The 26,352-nt window shown below is 59.7% G+C and carries 25 protein-coding genes; 9 read left to right on the forward strand and 16 right to left on the reverse strand.

Annotation, left to right across the window (positions count from 1 at the left end; all coding sequences use genetic code 11):
* Nucleotides 1-298: 298 nt before the first annotated feature.
* From MKS11_RS00755 to MKS11_RS00790, 8 genes are all read right to left on the reverse strand, one after another.
* The gene (locus MKS11_RS00755) at nucleotides 299-595 is read right to left on the reverse strand and encodes a YqjK-like family protein (protein WP_017900664.1); all 297 of its coding nucleotides are present in this window, start codon (nucleotides 593-595) and stop codon (nucleotides 299-301) included.
* Nucleotides 592-990: a phage holin family protein gene (locus MKS11_RS00760; protein ID WP_004206125.1), complete on the reverse strand. Its 399-nt coding sequence runs from the start codon at nucleotides 988-990 to the stop codon at nucleotides 592-594. The genes MKS11_RS00755 and MKS11_RS00760 overlap by 4 nt, the downstream gene beginning before the upstream one ends.
* Before the next feature lie 2 nt (nucleotides 991-992).
* A complete protein-coding gene (locus MKS11_RS00765; RefSeq protein ID WP_002917916.1) occupies nucleotides 993-1,298 on the reverse strand; it encodes a YqjD family protein in 306 nt (101 codons plus the stop codon).
* 45 nt (nucleotides 1,299-1,343) lie between these two features.
* Nucleotides 1,344-1,712, reverse strand: coding sequence for a DUF1090 domain-containing protein (locus tag MKS11_RS00770; protein WP_004206124.1), 369 nt, complete (start codon nucleotides 1,710-1,712; stop codon nucleotides 1,344-1,346).
* 149 nt (nucleotides 1,713-1,861) lie between these two features.
* Nucleotides 1,862-2,239 carry an EnvZ/OmpR regulon moderator MzrA gene (gene mzrA / locus MKS11_RS00775; protein ID WP_072096611.1) on the reverse strand — a complete coding sequence of 126 codons (378 nt, stop codon included), beginning with the start codon at nucleotides 2,237-2,239 and terminating at the stop codon, nucleotides 1,862-1,864.
* Nucleotides 2,240-2,247: 8 nt separating this feature from the next.
* Nucleotides 2,248-2,910, reverse strand: a complete 663-nt coding sequence (gene yqjA, locus MKS11_RS00780; protein ID WP_004206121.1) for a DedA family general envelope maintenance protein YqjA — start codon at nucleotides 2,908-2,910, stop codon at nucleotides 2,248-2,250.
* 341 nt (nucleotides 2,911-3,251) lie between these two features.
* Nucleotides 3,252-4,028 carry a transcriptional regulator ExuR gene (gene exuR / locus MKS11_RS00785; RefSeq protein ID WP_004206120.1) on the reverse strand — a complete coding sequence of 259 codons (777 nt, stop codon included), beginning with the start codon at nucleotides 4,026-4,028 and terminating at the stop codon, nucleotides 3,252-3,254.
* Nucleotides 4,029-4,158: 130 nt separating this feature from the next.
* Nucleotides 4,159-5,460, reverse strand: coding sequence for an MFS transporter (locus MKS11_RS00790; RefSeq protein ID WP_004206119.1), 1,302 nt, complete (start codon nucleotides 5,458-5,460; stop codon nucleotides 4,159-4,161).
* A 480-nt stretch (nucleotides 5,461-5,940) separates the two neighbouring features.
* Here MKS11_RS00790 and uxaC point away from each other — a divergent pair, with 480 nt between their 5' ends.
* From uxaC to MKS11_RS00805, 3 genes are all read left to right on the forward strand, one after another.
* The gene (gene uxaC / locus MKS11_RS00795; RefSeq protein ID WP_004206118.1) at nucleotides 5,941-7,353 is read left to right on the forward strand and encodes a glucuronate isomerase; all 1,413 of its coding nucleotides are present in this window, start codon (nucleotides 5,941-5,943) and stop codon (nucleotides 7,351-7,353) included.
* An 18-nt stretch (nucleotides 7,354-7,371) separates the two neighbouring features.
* The gene (locus MKS11_RS00800) at nucleotides 7,372-8,859 is read left to right on the forward strand and encodes a UxaA family hydrolase (RefSeq protein ID WP_004206117.1); all 1,488 of its coding nucleotides are present in this window, start codon (nucleotides 7,372-7,374) and stop codon (nucleotides 8,857-8,859) included.
* 129 nt (nucleotides 8,860-8,988) lie between these two features.
* Nucleotides 8,989-9,543, forward strand: coding sequence for a YgjV family protein (locus tag MKS11_RS00805; protein WP_004206116.1), 555 nt, complete (start codon nucleotides 8,989-8,991; stop codon nucleotides 9,541-9,543).
* A gap of 15 nt (nucleotides 9,544-9,558) precedes the next feature.
* Here MKS11_RS00805 and sstT read toward each other — a convergent pair whose 3' ends face one another.
* The 5 genes from sstT to MKS11_RS00830 all read right to left on the reverse strand — a co-directional run bounded on the left by sstT (nucleotide 9,559) and on the right by MKS11_RS00830 (nucleotide 14,503).
* Nucleotides 9,559-10,806: a serine/threonine transporter SstT gene (gene sstT / locus MKS11_RS00810; protein ID WP_004206115.1), complete on the reverse strand. Its 1,248-nt coding sequence runs from the start codon at nucleotides 10,804-10,806 to the stop codon at nucleotides 9,559-9,561.
* A gap of 267 nt (nucleotides 10,807-11,073) precedes the next feature.
* Complete coding sequence (locus tag MKS11_RS00815; protein ID WP_087770956.1) at nucleotides 11,074-12,045, reverse strand: TerC family protein; 972 nt, start codon at nucleotides 12,043-12,045, stop codon at nucleotides 11,074-11,076.
* Nucleotides 12,046-12,317: 272 nt separating this feature from the next.
* The gene (locus MKS11_RS00820; RefSeq protein WP_023319189.1) at nucleotides 12,318-13,307 is read right to left on the reverse strand and encodes a Gfo/Idh/MocA family protein; all 990 of its coding nucleotides are present in this window, start codon (nucleotides 13,305-13,307) and stop codon (nucleotides 12,318-12,320) included.
* Nucleotides 13,308-13,380: 73 nt separating this feature from the next.
* Entirely contained in the window at nucleotides 13,381-13,881 is a 501-nt protein-coding gene (locus MKS11_RS00825) for a M48 family metallopeptidase (RefSeq protein WP_004206113.1), read from the reverse strand.
* Nucleotides 13,882-13,900: 19 nt separating this feature from the next.
* Nucleotides 13,901-14,503 carry a helix-turn-helix domain-containing protein gene (locus tag MKS11_RS00830; protein ID WP_064178188.1) on the reverse strand — a complete coding sequence of 201 codons (603 nt, stop codon included), beginning with the start codon at nucleotides 14,501-14,503 and terminating at the stop codon, nucleotides 13,901-13,903.
* A 43-nt stretch (nucleotides 14,504-14,546) separates the two neighbouring features.
* On the opposite strand from MKS11_RS00830, the gene MKS11_RS00835 reads away from it, so the two are divergent.
* Nucleotides 14,547-15,254, forward strand: a complete 708-nt coding sequence (locus tag MKS11_RS00835) for a B3/4 domain-containing protein (protein WP_087770955.1) — start codon at nucleotides 14,547-14,549, stop codon at nucleotides 15,252-15,254.
* 85 nt (nucleotides 15,255-15,339) lie between these two features.
* Entirely contained in the window at nucleotides 15,340-16,470 is a 1,131-nt protein-coding gene (gene rlmG, locus MKS11_RS00840) for a 23S rRNA (guanine(1835)-N(2))-methyltransferase RlmG (RefSeq protein ID WP_017900669.1), read from the forward strand.
* Nucleotides 16,471-16,601: 131 nt separating this feature from the next.
* Here rlmG and MKS11_RS00845 read toward each other — a convergent pair whose 3' ends face one another.
* From MKS11_RS00845 to lsrR, 3 genes are all read right to left on the reverse strand, one after another.
* The gene (locus MKS11_RS00845) at nucleotides 16,602-18,623 is read right to left on the reverse strand and encodes an NADPH-dependent 2,4-dienoyl-CoA reductase (protein WP_101865369.1); all 2,022 of its coding nucleotides are present in this window, start codon (nucleotides 18,621-18,623) and stop codon (nucleotides 16,602-16,604) included.
* A gap of 364 nt (nucleotides 18,624-18,987) precedes the next feature.
* Entirely contained in the window at nucleotides 18,988-20,586 is a 1,599-nt protein-coding gene (gene lsrK, locus MKS11_RS00850) for an autoinducer-2 kinase (RefSeq protein WP_080882060.1), read from the reverse strand.
* A gap of 37 nt (nucleotides 20,587-20,623) precedes the next feature.
* Nucleotides 20,624-21,595: a transcriptional regulator LsrR gene (gene lsrR / locus MKS11_RS00855; protein WP_087770953.1), complete on the reverse strand. Its 972-nt coding sequence runs from the start codon at nucleotides 21,593-21,595 to the stop codon at nucleotides 20,624-20,626.
* A 218-nt stretch (nucleotides 21,596-21,813) separates the two neighbouring features.
* Between lsrR and lsrA the strand changes: the two genes are divergently transcribed.
* From lsrA to lsrB, 4 genes are read left to right on the forward strand one after another with little or no spacing between them, the layout of a single operon-like run.
* On the forward strand, nucleotides 21,814-23,301 hold the full coding sequence (gene lsrA / locus MKS11_RS00860; protein WP_048295619.1) for an autoinducer 2 ABC transporter ATP-binding protein LsrA: 1,488 nt from the start codon (nucleotides 21,814-21,816) through the stop codon (nucleotides 23,299-23,301).
* A complete protein-coding gene (gene lsrC / locus MKS11_RS00865) occupies nucleotides 23,298-24,332 on the forward strand; it encodes an autoinducer 2 ABC transporter permease LsrC (RefSeq protein WP_057212898.1) in 1,035 nt (344 codons plus the stop codon). The genes lsrA and lsrC overlap by 4 nt, the downstream gene beginning before the upstream one ends.
* Nucleotides 24,333-25,337, forward strand: coding sequence for an autoinducer 2 ABC transporter permease LsrD (gene lsrD, locus MKS11_RS00870; protein WP_032456642.1), 1,005 nt, complete (start codon nucleotides 24,333-24,335; stop codon nucleotides 25,335-25,337).
* Nucleotides 25,334-26,347, forward strand: coding sequence for an autoinducer 2 ABC transporter substrate-binding protein LsrB (gene lsrB, locus MKS11_RS00875; RefSeq protein WP_032456641.1), 1,014 nt, complete (start codon nucleotides 25,334-25,336; stop codon nucleotides 26,345-26,347). Before lsrD ends, lsrB begins: the two co-directional genes overlap by 4 nt.
* Nucleotides 26,348-26,352: the final 5 nt, after the last annotated feature.

Consider the following 26,352-nt stretch of genomic DNA (forward strand, 5'->3'; position numbering starts at 1 on the left):
AGTTACACGGTGTTGCTGTCGATGGAGAGGATAGTAGCGAGGCGGAGAGGGAATTGTTAGCAAGGAAAACTGTAGATCTAGTTCAAAGTTTCTGAGTAATCGGCAAGAGGGGGGGGGGGCGAAAGATTCCTGAACGCGATAGATCACTACCGCTCCTGGTATAGGCCTGGCCAGGCGGGTAAGAGGACTGGCTGACCGCGGATGGCGGCCAGGAGGCAAGCTGTTACGAACGGCGTTGCGTATCGGGCGGGGAAGTGGCAGAGCGGGGCGCCGGGAAAAGCGCCCGCGCTCCGGGCGGCTAGCGGACTGTCGACTGGCGCAGGATCCCGCGGACCAGCCGCCAGGTACTCCATAAACCCAGTCCGCGTTTGGTCCAGCGCATTAAAAAATGCGGGTGCCGTACGGACCACACGGCCATCAGACCGCTGCCTACCATCAGCCACGAACGTAAACTGAGCAGCGTATGCCAGCCTCGGTCTAAGGGCGCAGTCGCATCCAGCCAGTGGCGGCGACAGGCGCTCAGCTCCAGCCGTTGCTGCTGGATCTGGCGCAGCAGCTGCGCCTTTTGCCGTTCACGCTCCTGTCGGCCATTCATGGTTTATCTTCCTCCAGAAGGGCACGGTCGTTCTCCAGCTCTTTCCGAGTCAGGCGCAGCAGCGTGGAGCGTCGCGCCTTACGTAAGGTAAGGATTCCGACAATCGCGGCGGCGAGTAGCAGCACGACGGTGGTGGCGATCATGACGTGCAGGCGGTACTGAGCGTCAACGGCCCAGATAACCAGCACCAGCAGACTCATGAGGCCAAACGCGGCAAATAGCAGCGTCAGTCCGGTCATGATCAGCAACTGGAAGAGGTTGGCTTTCTCCTCCTCCAGCTCCACGACGACCAGGCGCAGCCGTGTTTCCACCATTTCGACCAGCAGCGTAACGATACGCTGGCCAATGGAGAAGACGCGCTGACCCGGCCCCTGCGTGTGTTGTGTATTCGCCATAATCAGCGACGCGACAGCAGGACACCCAGCACCAGCCCGACGGCGGCGCCAATCCCGACCCCAGTCCACGGATTTTCGCGAACATAATCATCCGCTCGCGCGGCGGTCTCACGAGTTTGACGCAAAATCGCTTCGCTGGTCTCACCCAGGCGGGCGCGGCTCTCTTTCAGCGCGCTCTCCGCTTTACTGCGCAGTTTACCCATCTCTTCTTTCGACTTGTCCGCCGAGGAATTCAGTACTTCCTCCAGGGTGTCCGCCAGCGTTTTCAGTTCTGCACGAAGGTCGTCAGTCACATTCTCTTTAGCCATGTCGTTCTCCTGTAGCGTGGTCCGTATTGCGAAAGTTAATGGTGATTAGTAATCCCGAGACTCCAGCGTTTTCAACTCCTGTTGCGCTTCATTGAGTTTATGCTGGCGTTTGTTGATTTTGTCCGCATCGCCTTTCTTCCGGGCTTCCTGCAGATCGCGCTGACGTTCAGCGATCTCTTCCCGCTGTTTGGCAATTTTTTGCTGATGATCGGCTTTGAGTTTACTGTCGCTGCAGTTCTCCCGTACCTGACGTAGCGCGGTATTTAGCCCATCAATGCGACTTTGATTGTGATGCTTTTCGGCATAGCTGATCTCTCGTTGAATATCCTGCTCTTTTTCCTGGCAGGGAGAGGCGGCTATGGCGCTGGCGCTAAGTGAAGACAGGGCCAGAAGCAGAGCGATGCGGTGTTTCATGGATAGTACCTTCCATTGTCTTAGGGTATACCCGGAGGATAAACCCGTTCCCGTTGGTAAACGTGAATGCGTTGATTCACGCAGGTTTAAGCATAGTAACAAATGCGGGAAACCACCAGACTGCGTTGAAAACGCAGTCTGACGGCCGTTTACCCGAGCCGATGCGGCGCGTCGCGCAGGCGGGATAACCAGGCGGTGGGCGAGTTATCGTCCTCCAGCAAGGCGATAATATAACCATGTGGCAGAGCGCGACCGAGAACCTCTTTCGCCGCCGCGCCCTGGGCGGTGGAATCAAACTTAATCAGCAGGCCATCCTTTTGCGGCGTAATGCTCTTGAAGCGGATACCGTTAGCGTCGAGGTGATGCCAGACGGAGAAACCATCCGGCATACTGACGCCCTGGCCAACCGGACGGATCGCCAGCGTGGCCTCCTGCTGCTGCACCGCCAGCCAGAGCCAGAACAGCGCGCAGAGCAAAAGAGAGCCACCCAGCAGCCAGCTGAGCTGGCGCAGGGAAGGGCGTTTTATGACCATCATCAGCCCCGGCTTCTGTATTTTTTCTTCCACAGCACCACCAGCGAGCCGATCAGTCCGAAGACCAACAGCGCAACCGGCAGGAGCATCAGGCAGGACATCAGCTGATCTTCATACTTAAGGAATACCGGGGTTTTGCCCAGCAGATAGCCCAGCGAGGTCAGGATGAGCACCCACAGCAGGCCGCTCATCCAGTTAAAGAACTGAAAGCGGGCGTTATTGAGACCGGAAAGCCCGGCGATGGTCGGCAGCAGCGTGCGCACGAAGGCGATGAAGCGGCCGATCAGCAGCGCGGAGAGGCCATGCTTATGAAACAGGTGATGCGCGCGCTGATGATAGTGAGAGGGCAGATGCGACAGCCAGTTTTGCACGATCCGTGTGTTGCCTAGCCAGCGCCCCTGGATATAGCTCAGCCAGCAGCCGAGGCTGGCGGCGGCGGTGAGCAGCAGCAACGTTTCCGGAAAGCCCATCGCCCCTTTGGCGATCAGCACGCCCACGAGCACAAGCAGGCTGTCCCCCGGCAAAAACGCGGCAGGCAGTAACCCGTTCTCAAGGAACAAAATCATAAACAAGACAAAATACAGCATGCCAATCATGGAGGGATTCGCGAGCGTTTCGTAATCCTGAGCCCACAAGGCATTCAATAACTGGGTTAATAGTTCCATTCACGATTCCTGGTACATCGGTTAACGGCACGTCTGAGCGCGTGGCATGTAGGGCGACAAGATTTTTATGAGATTATGGTCGCTGCTTCGGCGCTCTGAACGCTTCCCTGTATAAAACTGAAGTAAGTCAATACCTACTCCCAGAACGGCAAAATGCATCTAATTGTAACAAATCGCCTGACTTTCCGTCAGAGAAATTGCAAGGTGTTGCTCGTTGATTTTGCTGATTGCGGCGATGTGAGGCGAGAGGATTTACACAGGCTGACACTATATATGTTTTGCTTACCTCAGCCTGCCTGGGGAACAGGCGCGCAGGGGCCGCGCGCCGGGGGGATAAAGGCTTATTTCGCGCCGTTGGCCGCCGTATCGAGATGAACCACCGGGTTTTCGGCAAATAAGTAGCGATCGGCATTAAATTCAAAGTCGTCGCTGGTTTCGTTAAACAGCATTTGCTTGGTATTTTCCAGATGCTGCCACATCGCCAGTTTGGCGGCGTTCGGATCTTTTCGCAGCAGCGCCTTCAGGATCTGATCGTGGTCGTCGCACCAGTTATCGACGGTGCGCAGGTCAATATGCTCATGCAGCTTTTTCCAGTACGGGTTATGCACGCGCTGGGTCCACATTTTTTCCACGATCGCCGCCAGGGCGCTATTCTGCGTGGCCAGCGCCACCTGGACATGAAACTGCAGATCCCACTCGGAGTCGCGGAAACACTTCTCGTTGCGCGCTTTCTCCTGAATCTCCATCAGCTTCATGATGTCCTGCTTGGTCACCTGAGTGGCCGCGAATTCGGCGATATTGCTTTCAATAAGCTGCCGCGCCTGCAGCAGCTCAAAGGGGCCATAGTTGGCGAACTCAAGGCTTTCATCGGCCACTTGCTGGTATTTCGGATGGTTAGAGATAACGTGAATGCCCGACCCTTTGCGGACTTCGACATACCCTTCCACTTCCAGCATGATAATGGCTTCACGAACCACGGTGCGGCTAACGTTTTTTTCATCGGCGATAAAGCGCTCGGCGGGCAGCTTATCCCCTACAAGGTAGACACCTTGTTCGATGCGCGTCTTCAGCTCAGCGGCAAGCTGCTGATAAAGACGGCGTGGTTCAATGATTTCCATATTCGCTCCCGCAAGATGGCGACAATATTCGATTTGTTATACCACTTTTACGCGATTTCCACCACTGGCAGGGATGAAAAAGCCGCCTGAGAAGGCGGCTTGGCAGGCGATCACCTTAGCATCAGCGTCTCTAACTCTGGGTGGCCGGTTTGCGGCTGCTAAGCGGCGGCGTGTCATCGTCAGCCGGTTTGTTTTTCAGCACCGTCCAGATGACCAGCGCGCCCAGCAGGTCAAAGACCGCCAGTACCGCAAACAGCGGGCTGAAGCCGATGGTGTCTGCCAGCGCGCCGACGACCAGGGCGAACATGGTGCTCGCCAGCCAGGCGGCCATCCCGGTCAGACCGTTGGCGGTAGCGACTTCGTTACGGCCAAAGACGTCGGAAGAGAGGGTAATCAACGCCCCGGACAGCGCCTGGTGAGCGAACCCGCCGATGCACAGCAGGGCAATCGCCACGTACGGGCTGGTGAACAGGCCGATCATCCCCGGGCCAATCATCAGCAGGGCGCCCATGGTGACCACCATTTTACGCGACACGATCAGATTGACGCCGAACCAGCGCTGGAACAGCGGCGGCAGGTATCCACCGACGATGCAGCCGAGGTCGGCGAACAGCATCGGCATCCAGGCGAACATGGCGATCTCTTTCAGGTTAAAGCCGTAAACCTTAAACATGAACAGAGGGATCCAGGCGTTAAAGGTACCCCAGGCCGGCTCGGCGAGAAAACGCGGCAGGGCGATACCCCAGAACTGACGGTTGCGCAGGATCTGCCACGGCGACATTTTCTTCGCGTTATTGGTCTGGTGTTGAGACTCCTGGCCGCCAATGATGTAGTCGCGTTCTTCGTCAGATAATTTCTTCTGATCGCGCGGGTGTTTGTAGAAGATCAGCCAGGCGATGGCCCAGGCGAAGCTCAGCACCCCGGAGATAATGAACGCCATCTGCCAGCTGTGCATGACAATCGCCCACACCACCAGCGGCGGCGCGATCATGGCGCCGATAGAGGAACCCACGTTGAAGTAGCCCACCGCGATAGAGCGCTCTTTCGCCGGGAACCATTCGGAGCTGGCTTTCAGCCCGGCGGGGATCATCGCTGCTTCCGCCGCGCCCACCGCGCCGCGGGCCAGCGCCAGGCCACCCCAACTGCCGGCGAGGGCGGTCGAGCCACAGAATATCGCCCAGGCGATAGCGAAGAAGGCATAGCCGACTTTAGTCCCCAGAATATCAAGGACATAGCCTGCGACAGGCTGCATGACGGTATAGGCAGCGGAATAGGCTGCAATGATATAGGAGTACTGTTGGGTCGAGATGTGTAACTCTTCCATCAGCGTCGGCGCGGCCGCCGCCACGGTGTTACGGGTCAGGTAGCCCAGCACGGTGCCCAGCGTCACCAGTGCGATCATGTACCAACGTAACCCTTTAATTTTACGCATGTAAACCTCATCGTCTGTAATTTCTCCGCACCAGGTGCGGCCTCTCCTGACGGCGATACGCGGTCGGGAAAGCGAAACGGAGGGTTCAGGAGGGCGGTCCCCTCTGGCCCGAACCTTACCATCAGTTGTTATGTAAAAAGTCGGTATCCATTCCGTATAAGCCGATGCCATCAACACCGGTAAAGCATTCCGTCGGTTTATATGTTGCGACGGCAGAAAGATAACTTGTCATACAACTTTAAAAGTTGAGTGCTGTCACAAAAGTGGGAAAGTTAGTGTGGTCTTTATGACTGGCGAGGAAAGCCAGATACGGCGCGCCCTGGCGAGACGTTTGCCGTGGAGAGGCGGTTTTTTTTATCAACGTTTATTGATCTAACTCACGAAAAACAGTTCGGTCTGTGGAAATTGGTGTGATAACTTTGTCAGCATTGTAGTCAATCATCTGAAAGGCTCCTGTTCCGGAGCGAAGAGGACACACGAATGACACCGTTTATGACCGAAGATTTTCTACTCGATAGCGAATTTGCCCGCCGCCTGTACCACGATTACGCGAAAGATCAGCCTATTTTCGACTACCATTGTCACCTTCCGCCGCAGCAGGTTGCCGAAAATTATCGTTTCAAAAATCTGTATGACATCTGGCTGAAAGGCGATCACTACAAATGGCGCGCGATGCGCACTAACGGCGTGCCGGAGCGTCTGTGTACCGGGGATGCCTCCGATCGCGAGAAATTTGACGCTTGGGCAGCCACCGTGCCTCACACGATTGGCAACCCGTTATACCACTGGACCCATTTAGAGCTGCGTCGCCCATTTGGTATTACAGGTAAGCTGCTGTCACCTTCCACCGCCGATGAGATCTGGGAACAGTGCAATGCGTTACTGGCGCAGGACGCCTTCTCCGCCCGCGGGATCATGAAGCAGATGAACGTGAAGATGGTCGGCACCACCGACGATCCGATTGATTCCCTGGAACACCATGCGGTTGTCGCCAAAGACACTTCATTTGATATCAAGGTGTTGCCGAGCTGGCGCCCGGATAAAGCGTTCAACATCGAGCAGGCGACCTTCAATGACTATATGGCTAAGCTGGGTGAAGTGTCCGACACCGATATTCGCCGTTTTGCGGACCTGCAAAGCGCGCTGACCAAACGTCTGGACCACTTTGCCGCTCACGGTTGCAAAGTCTCCGACCACGCCCTGGACGTGGTGCTGTTTGCGGAAGCGACTGACGCCGAGCTGGACGCCATTCTGGCGCGTCGCCTGGCTGGCGAAACCCTCAGCGAACGCGAAGTGGCGCAGTTCAAAACCGCGGTGCTGGTGTTCCTCGGCGCAGAGTATGCTCGTCGCGGCTGGGTGCAGCAGTACCACATCGGCGCGCTGCGCAATAACAACCTGCGTCAGTTCAAATTGTTAGGCCCGGACGTGGGCTTTGACTCGATCAACGATCGTCCAATGGCTGAAGAGCTGTCTAAGCTGCTGAGCAAGCAGAACGAAGAGAACCTGCTGCCGAAAACCATTCTCTACTGCCTGAACCCGCGCGATAACGAAGTGCTGGGCACCATGATCGGTAACTTCCAGGGCGAAGGGATGCCGGGCAAGATGCAGTTCGGCTCCGGCTGGTGGTTCAACGATCAGAAAGACGGCATGGAGCGGCAGATGACCCAGCTGGCGCAGCTCGGCCTGCTGAGCCGCTTTGTCGGGATGCTGACCGACAGCCGCAGCTTCCTCTCCTACACGCGCCACGAATACTTCCGCCGCATTCTGTGCCAGATGATCGGCCGTTGGGTGACCGCCGGCGAAGCGCCTGCGGATATCGCGCTGCTGGGCGAGATGGTGAAAAACATTTGCTTTAACAATGCGCGTGACTATTTCGCCATTGAACTGAACTAAGACCAGAGGTCGGTTGATATGCAATACATCAAAATCCATTCGCAGGATAACGTCGCGGTCGCGCTGGCGGATATGACGGCCGGTAGCGTGGTGACGATCGACAATGACCCGGTCACCCTCGGTCAGGATATCGTTCGCGGACACAAGTTTGCACTGCGCGCTATCGCGAAAGGGGAAAACGTCGTTAAGTATGGGCTGCCGATTGGCCATGCGCTGGCGGATATCGCGCCGGGCGAGCATGTCCATGCGCACAATACGCGCACCAATCTCAGCGACCTTGACGCGTATCGCTATCAACCGGAGCAGGTTGCCCAACCGCCGCAGCCAGCGGATCGCGACGTGCAGATTTATCGTCGCGCCAATGGTGACGTCGGCGTGCGCAATGAGCTGTGGATCCTGCCGACCGTCGGCTGCGTCAACGCCATGGCCCGCCAGATGCAGAACCGTTTTCTGAAAGAGGCAAACGGCGCTGAGGACATCGATGGAGTGCATCTCTTCAGCCATACCTATGGCTGCTCGCAGCTCGGGGACGATCACCTCAATACCCGCACCATGCTGCAGAATATGGTTCGCCATCCGAACGCCGGGGCGGTGCTGGTGGTGGGCCTTGGCTGTGAAAACAACCAGGTGGAGGCCTTTCGCGAAACGCTGGGCGAGTATGATCCGCAGCGCGTGCACTTTATGGTTTGTCAGCATCAGGACGATGAAGTGGAGGCGGGAGTGGCGCATCTCCACCAGCTGTATGACGTGATGCGTCAGGATAAACGTCAGCCGGGTAAGCTGAGCGAGCTGAAGTTTGGCCTCGAGTGCGGCGGGTCTGACGGCCTGTCCGGTATTACCGCCAACCCGATGCTGGGGCGCTTCTCAGACTACGTGATCGCCAACGGCGGCACCACCGTGCTGACCGAAGTGCCGGAGATGTTCGGCGCTGAACAGCTGCTGATGAGCCACTGCCGCGACGAAGCGACCTTCGACAAGCTGGTGACTATGGTCAATGACTTTAAGCAGTACTTTATCGCGCACGACCAGCCTATTTACGAAAACCCCTCGCCGGGCAACAAGGCCGGGGGGATCACCACCCTCGAGGATAAGTCGCTGGGCTGTACCCAGAAAGCGGGCTCCAGCCAGGTCGTGGATGTCCTGCGCTACGGCGAACGTCTGAAGGTTCATGGTCTGAACTTGCTGAGCGCGCCAGGCAATGATGCCGTCGCCACCAGCGCGCTGGCCGGCGCCGGCTGCCATATGGTGCTGTTCAGCACCGGCCGCGGCACACCGTACGGCGGCTTTGTGCCGACGGTGAAGATCGCCACCAACAGCGAGCTGGCGGCAAAGAAAAAGCACTGGATCGACTTCGATGCCGGACAGCTGATCCACGGCAAAGCGATGCCACAGCTGCTGGAGGAGTTCGTGGATACCATTGTGGCTTTCGCCAACGGCAAACCGACCTGTAATGAGCAGAATGACTTCCGCGAGCTGGCCATCTTTAAAAGCGGTGTTACCCTGTAAAGGCGCATTCATATTGGCGCCCGGGCGGCGTTGATCGCGCATTGGCCTGATAGCGCAGCGTCATCGGGTAAGCAGCAGCGGCGTTTCAGCCTGTGAAGCGCCGTTTGTTTTTTCTCTCAGGGAGCTTTCATGACCGCGTATTGGCTGGCTCAGGGCGTCGGCGTCATCGCCTTTCTTATCGGCATTACCACCTTTATCAACCGCGACGAACGTCGCTTCAGGCTTCAGCTGGCGGTCTATAGCGCCGTTATCGGCGTCCATTTTTTCCTGATGGGCGCCGCGCCTGCCGGGATGAGCGCCGGGCTTAATGCGCTCCGCACGGTCATTTCCCTGCGCACCCGCAGCCTGTGGGTGATGACAGTCTTTATCCTGCTGACGTTGATCCTCGGCCTTGGCAAGCTGCAGCATGCTATGGAGCTGCTGCCGATTATTGGCACTGTCGCCAGCACCTGGGCGCTGTTTCGCTGTAAAGGGCTGACCGTCCGCTGCGTGATGTGGTGCTCCACCGCCTGCTGGGTGACGCATAACCTGTGGCTGGGTTCGATTGGCGGGACGCTGATTGAAGGCAGTTTCCTGATCGTCAACGGCCTGAATATCATTCGCTTCCGCCGGATGCAAAAGCGGGGTATCGATCCGTTCAGGGTTGAAAACGCGGTGCAGGAAGAGAGCCCCTCCGCGCGGTAGCGGAGGGGAAAGGCATTAACTGCGCAGGGCGTTTTTCGCCAGCTGGTCGTCTTCCGCCATGCAGGCGGCGGCGGTAAACAGGGCGTCGGTGGAGGAGTTCAGCGCGGTTTCGCAGGAATCCTGCAGCACGCCGATGATAAAGCCGACGGCAACCACCTGCATCGCCACATCGTTCGGAATACCAAACATATTACAGGCCAGCGGGATCAGCAGCAGCGAACCGCCCGCCACGCCGGAGGCGCCGCAGGCGCACAGCGAAGCGACCACGCTCAGCAACAGCGCCGTCGGCAGATCCACCGGAATGTTCAGCGTATGGACCGCCGCCAGCGTCAGCACGGTAATCGTGATTGCCGCGCCCGCCATATTGATGGTCGCCCCCAGCGGAATGGAGACCGAATAGGTATCGCGATCCAGGTTCAGCTTCTCGCATAGCGCCATATTCACCGGAATATTGGCGGCGGAGCTGCGGGTGAAAAACGCGTAGACGCCGCTTTCGCGCAGGCAAGTCAGCACCAGCGGATAGGGGTTACGGCGAATCTTCCAGAACACCAGCAGCGGGTTAATCACCAGCGCCACCAGCAGCATACAGCCCACCAGTACCAGCAGCAGCTGGGCGTAGCCCCACAGCGTTTCAAAACCGGTGGTCGCTAGGGTGGAAGAGACCAGGCCGAAGATCCCCAGCGGCGCAAAGCGGATCACCACTTTAACGATAAAGGTCACCGCGTGGGAGATATCGTTGATCAGGTTTTTCGTGGTGTCGTTACCATGGCGCAGGGCGAAGCCAAGCCCCACCGCCCACACCAGAATACCGATATAGTTGGCGTTCAGCAGGGCGTCGACCGGGTTGGACACCATGCTCATCAGCAGACTACGCAGCACCTCAACAATCCCCGACGGCGGCGTGATGCTGTCGGCGGCGGTGGTTAAGTGCAGAGTCGACGGAAAGAGAAAACTGAACAACACCGCAGTCAGCGCCGCGCTAAAGGTGCCCAGCAGATAGAGAAACAGAATAGGGCGAATACTGGTTTTTTGTCCGTGCTGATGGTTGGCGATCGAGGCCATGACGAGCATCAATACCAGCACCGGCGCTACCGCCTTTAACGCGCCGACGAACAGGGTCCCCAGCAGGCCGACGGCGATAGCCGCTGGCTTAGAGACCAGCGCCAGCAGCACGCCAAGCACCAGGCCGATTAAAATTTGTTTCACCAGGCTGCCTTGCGCCAGGCGGGAGAGCCACCCTGATGGGGGAGTGCGTGTTGTCATAATTCATTCCTTCCAGTGATGTAGCAAGCCATCCCAGCCACGTATTATTTGTTACGTTTATGTCAGGATGTAAATAGATGTTTGCATAGCCGAGTATACGGAAAGAAAGCCTGGCGGGAAGCGTAAAATACTGTGATTTTAATCTGGATCTTATTTTTTAACTACGCAGTAACATAATTGTGACATGAGCAGGCATTCTCGTTATGAGAAGGTCTGCTATAGCCGATTACCGCGCCGCCAGCGGGAGCCGACGGCGCGCCAGGCAGGTTATTCAGGCAGTTTGCGCTGCTTGTCGTGCTGCTTGTTGACCCAGGCGTTAATCAACAGCGTGACGGTCAGGATGCCGCCCACGACCCCCAGCGAGATGGCGACCGGGATATGGTAGAAGTCGACGATCAGCATCTTCACGCCAATAAACACCAGGATCACCGACAGGCCATATTTGAGCATCGAGAAGCGCTCAGCGACCCCCGCCAGCAGGAAGTACATGGCGCGCAGGCCGAGAATGGCAAACAGGTTCGAGGTCAGCACGATAAACGGGTCGGTGGTGACCGCGAAGATCGCCGGGATACTGTCGACGGCGAATATCACATCGCTCAGCTCGACCAGAATCAACACCAGCAGCAGCGGCGTGGCGAACAGCACCCCGTTTTTACGGGTGAAGAAGCGCTCGCTCTCGATTTTATCGGTCATTCGCAGATGGCTGCGGATCCAGCGCACCAGCGGTTTGTCGCCGATGCCGGAATCATCCTCTTTCGCCAGCGCCATCTTCACGCCGGTAAACAGCAGGAAGGCGCCGAAGACGTACAACAGCCAGTCGAACTGGGAGATAAGCCAGCTGCCGGCGAAGATCATAATGGTGCGCAGAATAATCGCCCCGAGGACGCCATACACCAGCACCCGGCGCTGCAGAGCAGGCGGCACGGCGAAGTAGCTGAACAGCATCAGCCAGACGAAGACGTTATCGACCGCCAGCGCTTTTTCAATCAGATAACCGGTGAGGAAGGCCAGGGCCTGCGGATCGGCGACGGCGCGGCCCTGGGTTTGCACCAGATACCACCAGAACGCGGCGTTGAACAACAGAGAAAGTGTGACCCAGAGGATAGACCAGCCAGCGGCCTGCTTCATGGTCATGCTATGCGAACCGCGTCGTCCCTGAAGCAGCAGGTCGATCGCCAACATGATCGCGACGACGACAGCGAATCCACCCCATAGCAACGGCGTGCCGACAGTATTCATTTGATATTCCTTACATAAAAACAAAAACGGCTGACGTCGGAAGACGGCAGCCGCTGCGCTTTTATGCATAGACCTCGCCTTCCGGCAAGGTCTCACTTACAACAACCAAAGTTCATCGCGATGGGCTTTGGTGATTGCCCGGCGACCGGATGCGGTATTACACGCATCGTAATGACGATCGGCCGGCAAGGAAGTTACTCCCCTTTGCTCGTAACAAAATATGTCACGAGGCGGTTTTCGTCAATGGCGGCCAGACGGGCCTTTACACTCTTTTACGCCAGCGGCTGCGTATCGGCCGGGAAGATCACCCCGGTCTGGCGACGAATTTCGCTCGACAGTTTCGCCGTGATACGGCTCACAGCCAGGCCCGGATGGTCGACATCCTCTGTTTCCACCAGCCGCGCGAAGGTCTCCGCCTCATACAGCATAGTATTGATATGCTGCGGCTGCGTCAGGTCCTGGGCTTTGCCGCCGCGCGGCACAAACGCCAGCTTCTGGCACTCGGAGATTTTTTCGATCACCAGTACCCCCTCTTCCCCCTGAATTTCGCTGGGGATCGCCGAGTCGCTCACCTTGGAGTGATGCAGCGTCACGTCGAAGTCGTCATAGCTCAGCACCACGGTGCCCTGGGCGTCCACGCCGCTGTCCAGCAGGCTGGCGGTGGCATGAACGGCCCGCGGTTCGCCCCACAGCGCCACAGCGGACGCCAGGCAATAGAAGCCGATATCCATAATCGAACCGTTGGAGAACGCCGGATTAAAGGTGTTGGGGTTTTCGCCGTCGAGGTAGCGCTGGTAGCGCGAAGAGTACTGGCAGTAGTTAATGAAGGCTTTACGCAGTTTACCCACTTTGCCGAGGGTTTCCTTCAGCAGCAGAAAGTTGGGCAGGCTGGCGGTTTTGAAGGCTTCAAACAGCACCACGTGGTTGGCTTTCGCCACCGCGATGGCCGCCTCGACCTCCTGTAGATTCGACGCCAGCGGTTTTTCGCAAATGACGTGCTTCTTGTGGCTCAGGAACAGCCGCGTCTGCGGGAAGTGCAGGGAGTTCGGGCTGGCGATATACACCGCATCAATGGCGTCGCTTTGCGCCAGCGCCTCCAGCGAGGTATACAGATGCTCGACCGGATAGTCATTGGCGAAGGCTTGCGCCTGTTCGAGGCTGCGGGAGTAGATGGCGGTAAGTTTATATTTGCCGGTTTCATGGGCGGCATCGACAAACTGCTTAGTGATCCAGTTTGTGCCAACAACTGCGAAACGTATCATAAACGGTGACGAACTCCATTAAAGGGAACCTGTCGCCACTCTATCATGCCCCCATGACAAAACCAGTGCGTGACTACGCAGAACGCTTCAACGAAAGGTGCGTCAGCCACAGGCGGGTGTCGAACTCCAGCTGGTGGTATTGCGGCTCCATATGGCAGCACAGCTGATAGAAAGCCTTGTTGTGATCCTTCTCTTTCAGATGCGCCAGCTCATGAACCACGATCATCCGCAGAAAGGCCTCCGGCGCGTCGCGAAATACCGTCGCCACGCGGATCTCCGCTTTGGCTTTCAGCTTGCCGCCCTGAACGCGCGAAATGGCGGTATGCAGGCCGAGCGCATTGTTCAGCACGTGGATCTTACTGTCATACATCACTTTGTTGATCGGCGCCGCGCCGCGCAGAAAGCGGTTTTTCAAATCCTGGGTGTACTGATATAGCGCTTTATCGCTGTTAACGTCGTGCCCATGCGGATAGCGCTTTTGCAGCACCTCTCCAAGGCGGTTTTGCTCGATTAACGTGGTCACCTGCGCCAGCAGCGATTCAGGATAGCCCTGTAAATAAATGAGTTTTGTCATCGTCTTATCATTATGTCTGTCAGGAGGGCAGTTCAGCCACGGTCATGGTAAAGACCAGCGGCGCGGGTCCCGCATTCCGGTACCCGTGCTCTGTTTCGGTGCGGGCCACCGCGGATTCTCCGACCGCCACCGTGCGGCAGGTCTCGCCAAGCGTCAGCGTCAGCGCGCCGGCTTCCACGTGCAGCAGCTCGAAGGTCGTCGCCGGGTGGCCGGGCGAGGTAAAGGCTTCGCCGGGCTGCATCTCCCAGCGCCACAGCTCAATCATATTCGGCCCGGCGGTGCCGGCGAGAAGCCTGGCGCTGCCTCCCAGCGGGCCTTGCCAGAGGGTGGGGATCTGCTCGGCGGGAATAATATGCAACGCGGGTTCGCTTGCCACATTGACGATATCCGCCACCGAAACGCCCAGCGCGGCGGCGAGTTTGCAGAGGATCGCAATGCTGGGGTTGGCGGCCTCTTTTTCCATCTCGACCAGCATACCTTTGCTGATGCTGGCCCGGCGCGACAGCTCGTCCAGCGACATTTTTTTCGCTTTACGGTAGGCCTTCAGCCGCGTGGCGACGGCGCGACTTACCTGGTCGACATCAGCTCCTGAATCGGTCGTTATATTGACTTTTACGTTCATTGGTCACTATGATGAAACAAATTGGTCATTACAGGATTATCGAATGCGTAGCGTAACGCCGTCAATCGAATCTGCGGTCAGCCGCCTGGCGCCGGGCTTTCGGGCATTAAGTATTGTGGTGGAGAGTGCGCCGGTGGCCAACCCCGCCATCGCGGAGCAGGCGCTGGCCGAGGCCTGCCAGGCGGTGCAGCAGGATGATGTGCCCTGGGCGCAAGCGCACCTGGCGGCATGGGATGAAGCCTTCAGCGCCTTCGGCGCGAAGGCGAAACGTACCCCCTGTTCGGCGCAGGCGCTGCGCAAGCGGGTGCTGAAAGAGGGGAGCCTGCCGGCCATCGATCCGGTAGTGGATATCTACAACGCGATCAGCATTGGCTATGCCGTCCCGGTCGGTGGGGAAAATCTGGCCGCCTACCGTGGCGAACCGCGGCTGGCCATTGCCCGCGGCGATGAGCCATTCGATACGCTAAAATCGGCAGAGCCGGTGGTGGAATATCCGGAGCCGGGCGAAGTCATCTGGCGGGATGATATAGGCGTAACCTGCCGACGCTGGAACTGGCGACAGGGCGTACGTACCCGGCTAGACAGCGGCGCGCATACGATGTGGTTTATTCTCGAAAGCCTGCCGGCGATGCCGTTGTCGGCCCTGCAAGAGGCGGGAGAGCGGCTGGTAGGCTATCTGCAGCAGCTGATGCCCGGTGCCCGCGCGTCGATAACGCTGCTGCAAGCCGATGGCGAGGGCGATCTACGCTGAGCGGCGATGATCAGCGATCTCTCTTCAACTGGACAGGATTTGCGTATAAACTCGCGGGTTTTACTATTCCGGAGGCGGAGAGGCGATGAGCCAGGCAGAGTTAAACGGTGAGTTATTCACATTAGAGCGGTTCCCACCTAACGCTGAAGAAGAAGCGCTTCAGGCGTGGGAAGCGGCGGATGAATATCTGCTGCAACAGGTGAATGACGTCGACGGCCTGACGCTCATCTTCAACGACGGCTTCGGCGCGCTCGCCTGCGCGCTGGCGGAGCGCAACCCCGTCAGCATCAACGATTCCTTTATTTCCGAGCTGGCGACCCGCCACAACCTACGGATGAACGGCATTGATGAAGAGAGCGTGCGCTTTCAGGATAGCCTGAGCCCGCTGCCGGCCTCGCCGGCGCTGGTGCTGATTAAGGTGCCAAAGCAGCTGGCGCTGCTGGAACAGCAGCTGCGCGCCCTGCGCCAAGTGGTGACGCCGGAAACCCGCATTATCGCCGCGGCGAAAGCCCGCGATGTGCATAACTCGACGCTGGCGCTGTTTGAAAAAATTCTCGGTACCACCACCACCTCGCTGGCATGGAAAAAAGCGCGTCTGATCCACTGCGTTTTCACCGCCCCTGAGCTGGCCGATGCGCCGCAAACCTACAGCTGGAAGCTGGACGGCACGCCGTGGACCATCCACAACCATGCCAACGTTTTTGCCCGCAGCGGTCTGGATATCGGCGCGCGCTTCTTCCTGCAGCATTTACCGTCTAATTTAGAAGGCGAGATCGCCGATCTCGGCTGCGGCAACGGGGTGATTGGCCTGCAGGCGCTGGCGCAGAACCCGAACGCGCGGGTCATGTTCACCGATGAGTCGCACATGGCGGTGGCTTCCAGCCGGTTGAACGTCGAGCACAACCTGCCGGACGATATCGACCGCTGTGAATTTATGGTCAACAACTCGCTCTCCGGCATTGAGCCGGACCGCTTTACGGCGATCCTGTGCAATCCGCCGTTCCATCAGCAGCACGCCATTACCGACCATATTGCCTGGCAGATGTTTAACGACGCCCGCCGCAGCCTGAAATACGGCGGCGAGCTGTACGTCGTCGGCAACCGCCACCTCGATTACTTCCGTAAGCTGAAGCGCGCGTTTGGTAATTGCACGACGATTGCGACGAACAATAAGTTTGTCATTTTGAAAGCGACCAAGGTGCGTAAGCAGCGCTGATGCTTGTCGCAGTTTACCCGGCTTGCGGCTGTCGCCTTAGCCGGGCTACCGGCTGACGCCTTCGCCGGGCTAGCGTGCGGGATTATCGTGGTAGCCCGGGGAAGGCGCATCGCGCCGCCCCCGGGACACGGCTAAATCGTCAGCGCCAGCTTCGTGCCCTGGGCAATCGCCCGGCGCGCATCCAGCTCCGCCGCCACGTCGCAGCCGCCGATCAAATGCACCGTTTTCCCTGCCTCGCGCAGCGGTTCCGCCAGATCGCGGCGCGGCTCCTGACCGGCGCAGACAATCACATGATCCACCGCCAGCAGCTGGCGTTCACCGCCGATAGTCACATGTAACCCCTCATCATCGATCTTCTCATAGCTGACCGCCGGGATCATTTTCACGCCGCGCGCCAGCAGCGTCGCGCGATGGATCCAGCCGGTGGTTTTGCCGAGCCCTTCGCCCGGTTTGCTCGCTTTGCGCTGCAGCATCACAATTTGTCGCGGGCTTTGACTCAGTTGCGGGCCCTCAGGACTCAGCCCTCCCGCCGTTTGCAGGCTGGTATCGATACCCCATTCGCGACAGAATTCGCCGATATCCTGGCTGGTGGCCACGCCCGACTGGCTTAGGTACATCGCGGTGTCGAAGCCGATGCCGCCGCAGCCGATGATCGCCACCTTCGCGCCAACCGGCGCTTTGTCGCGCAAGACATCCAGGTAGCTGAGCACCTTGGGATGATCGATCCCGGCGATCGCCGGCAGGCGCGGGGCGATACCGGTGGCGAGGATCGTCTCATCGAAAGCCAGCAGATCATCTGCCGTAACGCGGGTGTTCAGGCGCAGATCGACGCCGTTAAGATCGAGCATGGTGCGGTAGTAACGCAGCGTCTCGTGGAACTCCTCTTTGCCAGGGATCTGTTTGGCGATATTAAACTGGCCGCCGATCTCCAGCAGCGCATCGAACAACGTGACCTGATGGCCACGGGCGGCGGCGTTAACGGCAAAGGCCAGACCGGCCGGCCCGGCGCCGACCACCGCCAGCCGTTTAGGCGCGTTGGCAGGCAGGACCGGCATCAGGGTTTCATGACAGGCGCGCGGGTTGACCAGACAGGAGGTGACTTTGCCGACGAAGATCCGATCGAGACACGCCTGGTTGCAGCCGATGCAGGTGTTGATCTGATCGGCACGATCGTTCTGCGCTTTTGACATAAATTCGGCGTCGGCGAGGAACGGGCGGGCCATCGATACCATATCGGCATCGCCGCGGGCGAGAATATCCTCCGCGACCTGCGGATCGTTGATGCGGTTGGTGGTGATCAGCGGGATCGACACCGCGCCTTTCAGCTTGCGGGTGACCCAGCTAAAGGCGCCGCGCGGTACCGGCGTGGCGATGGTTGGAATGCGCGCTTCGTGCCAGCCGATCCCGGTGTTGATGATGGTCGCTCCCGCCGCTTCAATCGCTTTGGCCAGTTCAGTGACTTCCGCCAGCGTGCTGCCGTCGTTGACCAGATCGAGCATCGATAGGCGGTAGATGATAATGAAATCGTGACCGGCGCGCTGGCGCACGGCCTTGACCACTTCAACGGCGAATCGCATACGGCGCGCGTAATCGCCGCCCCATTGATCGCTGCGCTGGTTGGTGCGCGCGGCGAGAAATTCGTTAATCAGATAGCCCTCAGAGCCCATCACCTCGACGCCGTCATAGCCTGCTTCCCGCGCGAGCTGGGCGCAGTGGGCAAAATCATCGATCAGCGTGAGGATCTCGTCGTGGCTCAGCTCATGAGGGGTGAACCGGTTAATCGGCGCCTGCAGAGGCGAGGGGGCGACCAGCGCGGGCTGGTAGCTGTAGCGCCCGGTGTGCAGGATCTGCAGGGCGATTTTACCGCCCTCCTGATGTACCGCGTCGGTGATCTGGCGATGATGCGCCAGGTGGCTGGCATCGTTGAGCACCGCGCCGCCGGCCATGGTCACGCCGGACGGGGCGGGAGCGATGCCGCCGGTGACGATCAGTGCCACGCCGTGACGCGCGCGCTCGGCGTAAAAGGCCGCTAACCGCTGCGCGCCGTCGGGCAGTTCTTCCAGACCGGTATGCATGGAGCCCATCAACACGCGGTTTTTAAGGGTGGTGAAGCCCAGCTCAAGCGGGGCGAAAAGCGACGGATAGCGGCTCATAATGGCTTCCAATGTAAAATTATTGTTATGTGGTCGGATGAGTTACTAATTTAGCCGTCGTGGAGAAAAAGGGAAAAGGGGAGTGCGGTGATTGTGATGGGATTCAAAGAACGGCGAAGCGTTGCCCCTCACCCCGGCCCTCTCCCAAAGGGAGAGGGAGAAAGGCGGACCAGCACTGGTATTCAGGCTTGCGCCAGACGGTTCCTTCTCCCGCCGGGAGAGGGTTAGGGTGAGGGCGAAGACGGGCACCGATATCCAGGCCAGCGCCGGACGGTTCCCTCTCCCGCCGGGAGAGGGTTAGGGTGAGGGCGAAGACGGGCACCGATATTCAGGCCAGCGCCGGACGGTTCCCTCTCCCACCGGGTTAGGGTGAGGGGGAAGACGCAACGCGCTGGCGGCGTTCCAGACCCGGCGCCTGCCACATCGATGTTGTCAGCCCGCTATCGACAAGACCAAGCTGATCGGCATACACCGACTGCCATTTACTCATCATCTCCTGATAAAGCTCGCGATGTTGCGGATTAGGGCTGAATTCGCGGTGCCAGCTCACTAACTTTTCTCCAGCGCTGGCCATATCGCCGTACAGCCCGGCGCCAGCGCCGGCGGCAATGGCGCAGCCGAGGGCAGTGGCTTCGCGGACCACCGGTACCCGCACCGGCAGGCCGGTGACGTCGCTGAGGATCTGGCTCCACAGCGCGCCTTTAGAGCCGCCGCCGGCAAACACCAGGCTGTCGAAAGTCACCCCGGAAAACTGCGAAATCTGCGCCAGGTTGCAGGCGGAGACAATCGCCGCGTTCTCCTCCAGGGCCCGGAACAGGGTGGCTTTATTGCACTTCTCCGGATCGATGGAGAGGTTAATAAACGATGGCGCAGCGTGGTACCACTGCTTAAAGTGCATGGCGTCGGAAAAAATAGGCATCACGCCGTGGGAACCGGCGGGTACGCGGCTGGCCATCTCCTCCAGCAGCGAATAGGCATCGACGCCGAGACGCTCGGCAATCAGCTTTTCTTCAGCGCAGAAGGCGTCGCGGAACCAGCGCATGGTCAGTCCGGTAAAGAAACTGATCGATTCCGCCTGCGCCATGCCGGGGATCACGTGAGGATTGACGCGGATATTCATCTGCGGGTCGGTGCGCACCTGCGGCAGATTGACCACCTGCTGCCAGAAAGTGCCGCCGAGTACCGCGCTTTGCCCGGCGCGTACCACCCCGAGCCCGAGGCAGCCGAGCTGCACGTCGCCGCCGCCCATCACCACCGGCGTCCCGGCGCGCAGGCCGCTCTGCTGGGCTGCCGCTTCGGTGACGGCGCCCAGCAGCGTGCCGGTCTCTTTCACCGGCGAGAGCATATCGGCGCGCAGCCCGGCCATATCCAGCAGCGCCGGGCGCCAGTCGCGGCTGAACAGATCGAGCATGCCGGTGGTGCCTGCGTTTGACGGGTCGACCGCCAGCTCGCCGGAAAGCTTCGCCGCCAGCCAGTCGCTGATCATGGTGATAGTCGCCGCCTTGCGGTAGATATCGGGACGATGGTGCGCCAGCCACAGCAGGCGTGGCATGGCGCTGAGCGCCAGCGTTTGCCCGGAGACCTCGTACACCTCGGATTCAAAACGATAGTCGTGGATCTCCTTAAGCTCCGCCACTTCGCGGCTGGCGCGGGCATCAACGTTGGCGCAGGCCCAGATGGCCTCGCCGTTGCGGTCATAGAGGACGATCCCTTCGCGCATCGAACAGCAGGCGACGGACTGAATATCGGCGGCAGAGAGCCGGGCGGCGTCGAGAGCCTGGCGAATGCACTGGCAGGCCAGCTGCCAGTTGGTGGTAAGGTCGAACTCCATCGAGCCGGGGACGTTATCGACGCTCAGGTGTTTCCATTCGGCCTGGCCCACCGCCAGCTGGCGGCCATTAAGATCGAAAATGACCGCCCGTATGCTGCCGGTCCCGGCATCTAACGCTAACAGGTAACTCATGACATGCGCCTCACTGTTGTCGCGCGGCGCCGGGCCGTCAGGAGGCCAGTGTGAGCACCGCGCGTGCTGTTGTCTCTTCCGTTACCAGGCCATTAATGCGCTTGCCAATCAGAGCGGCATGAATCGCCTGCGCTTTTTGTTCTCCCCCGGCGACGCCGACGATGGTCGGCAGCTGCGCCAGCTCATCAAGGGTCACGCCGAGCAGTTCCCGATGGATCTCCAGTCCTTCTACCGGCCGGCCGTCGGCCTGCAGGAAATAACCTAAAATGTCGCCGACCGCCCCTTTGCGGGCGTACATCAGCTGTTCGCCCTCGCTGATATAGCCGGAGCGCAGAATGGTCGCGTCGCGCCGCTGATCGATAGCGCCAATGCCAACCACCGCCGCGTCCGCCGCCGTCGCCGCCAGCATCACATCGCGCACGCTGGATTCGCGGCGCAGGATCTCAGCGACCTCCGCCGACGAGACCCGCAGCGGCGCCGGAATAATACTGACGCTGCAGGCGGCATCCAGTTGGCCGATGCCGGTCATATAGGGGCCGACGCCGCCGGAGAGAGTGACCAGTCGCACCTGCTGCGAGCCGATAAAGCCGCTGAGATGCTGCAGGCAGCTCATGGTGGCTTCGCCGAAGCCGACCGCCAGCAGCTGTCCCGGTTGCAGAATGCCCATCAGCGACTGCGCGGCACCGATCCCCAGCCGGGTATTCATCGGCGGGGTGTTGAGCGCCGGCAGCACACGGGCAATCTTGAGGCCAAAGCGCTGCTGGAGTTCACTTTCCAGCGCCAGACAGCCCTCATAGCGCGAGTTGATCTGCACGCGAATCACCCCGGACTGGCGGCCTTTCTCCAGCAGGCGGGAAATCTTCAGCCGCGGCAGCCCCAAACGCTCGCCGATGTCGTTTTGCGTCAGGCCGTCGTGGTAGTAACACCACGCCACCCGCGCCACCAGCTCTTCCTCGGCTAACGCCAGCCCGGCGTAGCGATGGTCTTCCGTAATGCGTTTTTCGCTCATAAATTGAACTCTTATAAAAATTTAGATCATATGTTCGCTATTGCGCGGCCGGAAAGTGTGAGCCGACTGGCAAAACGGATCTTTCATCTCTGGCCGCTTTTTTCCGGACGATCTAAAGCGCCAAACTGTGATCTTCGCACGGTTGTAAATATAGTTCACCGTCTACGCTTTTGAACATTATTAAATTTAAAAATCATTTGTTCAAACGAGGCGCGACGATGAAGCCACTGCTTGAAGCTCGCCAGATCCGCAAACAGTTCTCCGGCGTTGCCGTGCTGAAGGGCATCGACTTTACGCTATGCGCGGGCCAGGTGCATGCGCTGATGGGGGGCAACGGCGCGGGTAAATCGACGCTGATGAAGATCATCGCCGGCGTCGAAACCCCGGATAGCGGTGAACTGACGATCGGCGAACGCGCGTTTGCGCGCCTTAACCCGGCGTTGGCCCACCAGCTGGGCATCTATCTGGTGCCGCAGGAGCCAATGCTGTTTCCCAACCTCAGCGTGCGCGAGAACATTCTCTTTCGTCTGCCGAAGCGGGCGGATACCAACGCGCGGCTGCAGGAAAAACTGCAGCAGCTGAACTGCCAGATCAACCTCGATGCCAGCGCCAGCATGTTGGAAGTGGCCGATCAACAGATGGTCGAGATCCTGCGCGGCCTGATGCGCGAGGCGCGGATCCTGATCCTGGATGAACCCACCGCCTCTTTAACGCCGGGTGAAACCGAGAGACTGTTTAGCCAGATCCGCGCGTTACAGGCGCTGGACGTTGGGATCGTCTTTATCTCGCACAAACTGCCGGAAATCCGCCAGCTGGCCAGCCATGTGTCGGTGATGCGCGACGGGGCAGTGGTGCTCAGTGGCGAAACGGCGGGCTACGGCGACCAACAGCTTATCAGCGCCATGACGCCGGCCAGCCGCGACCATGCGCTGAGCGACACGCAAAAGCTGTGGCTAGCGCTACCGGGCAACCGCCGTACCCAGGCGCAGGATTTTCCCGTGCTGCGGGTGGAGGATCTCACTGGCGAAGGTTTTATCGATCTCAGTCTGGAGATCCGCGCCGGGGAGATCGTCGGCCTTGCCGGGCTGGTGGGATCCGGGCGCACCGAATTTGCCGAAACCTTATACGGCCTGCGTCCGCCGCGCGCCGGGAGGATCTGGCTGGAGAACCGCGAGATTAGTCAGGAGAGCACCCGCGCCAGGTTGGCCAGCGGGCTGGTCTATCTGCCGGAAGACCGCCAGGTCTCCGGGCTGTTTCTCGATGCGCCGGTGCGCTGGAACACGGTGATGTTCAATCAGCCGTCGTGGTGGCAGCAGGGGAAACGGGAGGCGGCGGTGGTCGAGCGCTATCACCGGGCGCTGGGGATCAAGCTGGCCGATGGCGACCAGCCGGTACGCACTCTCTCCGGCGGCAACCAGCAGAAGGTGCTGCTGGCGCGCTGTCTGGAAGCTAATCCGTTGCTGCTGATTGTCGATGAGCCGACGCGCGGCGTGGATGTCTCCGCCCGCGCCGATATCTATCAGCTGCTGAAAAGCGTCGCCGCGCAAAATGTGGCGGTGCTGATGATCTCTTCCGATGTGGAGGAGTTCGTCGGTCTGGCCGACCGGGTGCTGGTGATGCATCAGGGCCGCCACAGCGGCGAGCTGGCGCGGCAGGCGGTGACCGTCGATCGCATGATGACCCTGGCCTTCGGAGGGCAGGCATGAAAACGTTATTCAAGAATCGCGAACTGAGCGCCTTTTTTGCCATCGTGGCGCTGTTTGCCGTGCTGGTGGCGCTCAATCCGGCCTATTTCAGCCTGCAGACGCTGGCGATGATTTTCGCCAGCTCACAAATCCTGTGCCTGCTGGCGCTGGGGGCGACGCTGGTGATGCTGACCCGCAATATCGACGTGTCGGTGGGCTCCACCGTTGGCCTGAGCGCCATCGCCGTTGGGGTAGCGCTGAACAACGGCTACGGGCTGGCGACGGCGATCGCCTTCGCGCTGGCGATAGGCGCACTGGCCGGGGCTTTTAACGGCCTGCTGGTGGTGGGGCTGCGCATTCCGGCGATCGTCGCGACGCTCGGCACGCTGGGGTTGTATCGCGGGGTGATGCTGCTGTGGACCGGAGGGAAATGGATCGAAGGCTTGCCCGACAGCCTGAAATCGCTCTCGGAGCCCGCGTTTATCGGCGTCTCGCCGCTGGGCTGGCTGGTGCTGGCGCTGCTGCTGGCGGGCGGCTGGCTGCTGTCGCGCACCGCCTTTGGTCGTGATTTTTACGCCGTTGGCGATAACCTCGCCGCTGCCCGCCAGCTGGGCGTGGCGGTCAATCGCACACGGATGCTGGCTTTTACCCTCAACGGTATGCTGGCGGCCTGCGCCGGGATCGTCTTCGCCGCGCAGATTGGCTTTGTGCCCAATCAGACCGGCAGCGGCCTGGAGATGAAAGCCATCGCCGCCTGCGTGCTGGGCGGAATATCGCTGCTCGGCGGCACCGGTACGCTGCTCGGCGCGTTTCTCGGCGCCTTTTTCCTCACCCAAATCGACACCGTGCTGGTGCTGTTCCGCCTTCCTGCCTGGTGGAATGACTTTATCGCCGGCCTGGTGCTGCTCGGGGTGCTGGTGCTTGATGGACGCCTGCGCCAGGCGCTGGCCCGCCATCAGCGGGCGCTGAAGTACAGTCGTTTCCAGCCCGGCAACAAAGGGGGCAAACAGGTTGCCCGCTTTCCCGAACGCAAAAGCAAAGAGGTGGCTTAAATGAAGCTGAAGCTTAACTGGGAAAGCGCGCTGCTGGCGTTATTAGTCGTGGAAATCCTGCTGTTCGGCGCGCTGAATCCGCGCATGCTGGATCTCAATATGCTGCTCTTTAGCACCAGCGACTTTATCTGCATCGGCATCGTCGCGCTGCCGCTGACGCTGGTGATTATCAGCGGCGGGATCGATATTTCGCTGGGCTCGACCATCGGACTGTGCGCCATCGCCCTCGGGGTGATGACCCAGGCGGGCTGGCCGCTGTGGCTGGCGGTGTCGCTGACGTTGCTGCTGGGGCTGCTGTGCGGGCTAATCAACGCCGCGCTGATCCACTACACCGGCATCAGCCCGCTGGTGATCACCCTCGGGACGCTGTATCTGTACGGCGGCGGCGCGCTGCTGCTTTCCGGCATGGCCGGCGCCACCGGTTATGAGGGGATCGGCGGCTTTCCCGACAGCTTCACCGCCTTCGCCAATTTAACCCTGGGCGGGCTGCCGCTGCCGCTGGTGCTGTTCGCGGGTATCACCTTTCTCTTCTGGCTGCTGGCCCATCGCGGGCGCTTTGGCCGCCACCTCTTTTTACTCGGGCAAAACCCGCGCGCCGCCCGCTATGCGGCTCTGTCGGTGAACGGCATCCCGTATGTGCTGTATGGCCTGGTCGGTATTGCCTCGGCGGTCGCGGCGCTGGTGATGGTCTCCTATTTCGGCTCGGCGCGTTCGGATTTAGGCCGTGACCTGCTGATGCCGGCGCTGACCGCGGCGGTGCTCGGTGGGGCCAATATTTACGGCGGCTCGGGATCGATACTGGGTACCGCGCTGGCGGCATTGCTGGTGGGGTATCTGCAACAGGGTTTACAGATGGTCGGCATCCCCAACCAGGTGTCGAGCGCGCTGTCAGGGGCGCTGTTGGTTGTGGTGGTGATGGGGCGTTCGCTGAGCCTGCACCGTGAATGGGTGCACACGACCTGGCGGCGTCTTTTCTCGCGTAAAACAATCGGAGCACAACAATGAAAACAAAACGTATCCTGCAGGTCAGCACGCTGGCGCTGGCGATGAGCGTGGCAACCGCGCAAGCGGCGGACCGTATCGCCTTTATTCCTAAGCTGGTCGGCGTCGGCTTCTTTACCAGCGGCGGCAACGGCGCGAAAGAGGCGGGGAAAGCGCTGGGCGTGGATGTTACCTATGACGGCCCAACCGAGCCCAGCGTCTCCGGCCAGGTGCAGCTTATCAACAACTTCGTCAACCAGGGCTACAACGCGATTATCGTCTCAGCCGTCTCACCGGACGGCCTGTGTCCGGCGCTGAAGCGGGCGATGCAGCGCGGGGTGAAAGTCCTGACCTGGGATTCCGATACCAAGCCGGAGTGCCGCAGCATCTATATCAATCAGGGCACGCCGCAGCAGCTCGGCGGCCTGCTGGTGGAGATGGCGGAAAAGCAGGTGACGAAGCCCGCTGCCAAAGTGGCGTTTTTCTACTCCAGCCCGACGGTGACCGACCAGAACCAGTGGGTGAAGGAAGCCAAAGCCAAAATCGAAAAAGAACATCCGCAGTGGCAAATCGTCACCACCCAGTTTGGCTATAACGATGCCACCAAATCGCTGCAAACTGCCGAGGGGATCTTAAAAGCGTATCCGGATCTCGACGCCATTATCGCGCCGGATGCCAATGCCCTGCCGGCGGCGGCGCAGGCGGCGGAGAACCTCAAGCGTCAGGGCGTGGCGATCGTCGGCTTTAGTACACCCAATGTGATGCGCCCCTACGTGGAGCGCGGCACGGTGAAAGCCTTTGGTCTGTGGGATGTGGTTCAGCAGGGCAAAATTGCGGTTAACGTCGCCGATCGATTACTGAAAAAGGGCGATCTTAACGTCGGCGATAGCGTTGAGGTGAAAGATATCGGCTCGCTGAAGGTCGAACCGAACAGCGTGCAGGGCTACCAGTATGAGGCGAAGGGCAACGGTATCGTGTTGCTGCCGGAGCGCGTGGTGTTCAGCAAAGAGAACATCAATAACTACGACTTCTGACGGAG

Source organism: Klebsiella sp. K5-45 (genome assembly GCF_030128605.1).
In the GTDB taxonomy this organism is placed as follows: Bacteria; Pseudomonadota; Gammaproteobacteria; order Enterobacterales; family Enterobacteriaceae; genus Klebsiella; species Klebsiella quasipneumoniae.

What these genes read in the sequence shown, in the direction of transcription:
- MKS11_RS00755 (WP_017900664.1), bottom strand. Translation starts at nt 595, where the DNA reads ATGAATGGCCGACAGGAGCGTGAACGGCAAAAGGCGCAGCTGCTGCGC.
- MKS11_RS00760 (WP_004206125.1), bottom strand. Translation starts at nt 990, where the DNA reads ATGGCGAATACACAACACACGCAGGGGCCGGGTCAGCGCGTCTTCTCC.
- MKS11_RS00765 (WP_002917916.1), bottom strand. Translation starts at nt 1,298, where the DNA reads ATGGCTAAAGAGAATGTGACTGACGACCTTCGTGCAGAACTGAAAACG.
- MKS11_RS00770 (WP_004206124.1), bottom strand. Translation starts at nt 1,712, where the DNA reads ATGAAACACCGCATCGCTCTGCTTCTGGCCCTGTCTTCACTTAGCGCC.
- yqjA (WP_004206121.1), bottom strand. Translation starts at nt 2,910, where the DNA reads ATGGAACTATTAACCCAGTTATTGAATGCCTTGTGGGCTCAGGATTAC.
- exuR (WP_004206120.1), bottom strand. Translation starts at nt 4,028, where the DNA reads ATGGAAATCATTGAACCACGCCGTCTTTATCAGCAGCTTGCCGCTGAG.
- MKS11_RS00790 (WP_004206119.1), bottom strand. Translation starts at nt 5,460, where the DNA reads ATGCGTAAAATTAAAGGGTTACGTTGGTACATGATCGCACTGGTGACG.
- uxaC (WP_004206118.1), top strand. Translation starts at nt 5,941, where the DNA reads ATGACACCGTTTATGACCGAAGATTTTCTACTCGATAGCGAATTTGCC.
- MKS11_RS00800 (WP_004206117.1), top strand. Translation starts at nt 7,372, where the DNA reads ATGCAATACATCAAAATCCATTCGCAGGATAACGTCGCGGTCGCGCTG.
- MKS11_RS00805 (WP_004206116.1), top strand. Translation starts at nt 8,989, where the DNA reads ATGACCGCGTATTGGCTGGCTCAGGGCGTCGGCGTCATCGCCTTTCTT.
- sstT (WP_004206115.1), bottom strand. Translation starts at nt 10,806, where the DNA reads ATGACAACACGCACTCCCCCATCAGGGTGGCTCTCCCGCCTGGCGCAA.
- MKS11_RS00815 (WP_087770956.1), bottom strand. Translation starts at nt 12,045, where the DNA reads ATGAATACTGTCGGCACGCCGTTGCTATGGGGTGGATTCGCTGTCGTC.
- MKS11_RS00820 (WP_023319189.1), bottom strand. Translation starts at nt 13,307, where the DNA reads ATGATACGTTTCGCAGTTGTTGGCACAAACTGGATCACTAAGCAGTTT.
- MKS11_RS00825 (WP_004206113.1), bottom strand. Translation starts at nt 13,881, where the DNA reads ATGACAAAACTCATTTATTTACAGGGCTATCCTGAATCGCTGCTGGCG.
- MKS11_RS00830 (WP_064178188.1), bottom strand. Translation starts at nt 14,503, where the DNA reads ATGAACGTAAAAGTCAATATAACGACCGATTCAGGAGCTGATGTCGAC.
- MKS11_RS00835 (WP_087770955.1), top strand. Translation starts at nt 14,547, where the DNA reads ATGCGTAGCGTAACGCCGTCAATCGAATCTGCGGTCAGCCGCCTGGCG.
- rlmG (WP_017900669.1), top strand. Translation starts at nt 15,340, where the DNA reads ATGAGCCAGGCAGAGTTAAACGGTGAGTTATTCACATTAGAGCGGTTC.
- MKS11_RS00845 (WP_101865369.1), bottom strand. Translation starts at nt 18,623, where the DNA reads ATGAGCCGCTATCCGTCGCTTTTCGCCCCGCTTGAGCTGGGCTTCACC.
- lsrK (WP_080882060.1), bottom strand. Translation starts at nt 20,586, where the DNA reads ATGAGTTACCTGTTAGCGTTAGATGCCGGGACCGGCAGCATACGGGCG.
- lsrR (WP_087770953.1), bottom strand. Translation starts at nt 21,595, where the DNA reads ATGAGCGAAAAACGCATTACGGAAGACCATCGCTACGCCGGGCTGGCG.
- lsrA (WP_048295619.1), top strand. Translation starts at nt 21,814, where the DNA reads ATGAAGCCACTGCTTGAAGCTCGCCAGATCCGCAAACAGTTCTCCGGC.
- lsrC (WP_057212898.1), top strand. Translation starts at nt 23,298, where the DNA reads ATGAAAACGTTATTCAAGAATCGCGAACTGAGCGCCTTTTTTGCCATC.
- lsrD (WP_032456642.1), top strand. Translation starts at nt 24,333, where the DNA reads ATGAAGCTGAAGCTTAACTGGGAAAGCGCGCTGCTGGCGTTATTAGTC.
- lsrB (WP_032456641.1), top strand. Translation starts at nt 25,334, where the DNA reads ATGAAAACAAAACGTATCCTGCAGGTCAGCACGCTGGCGCTGGCGATG.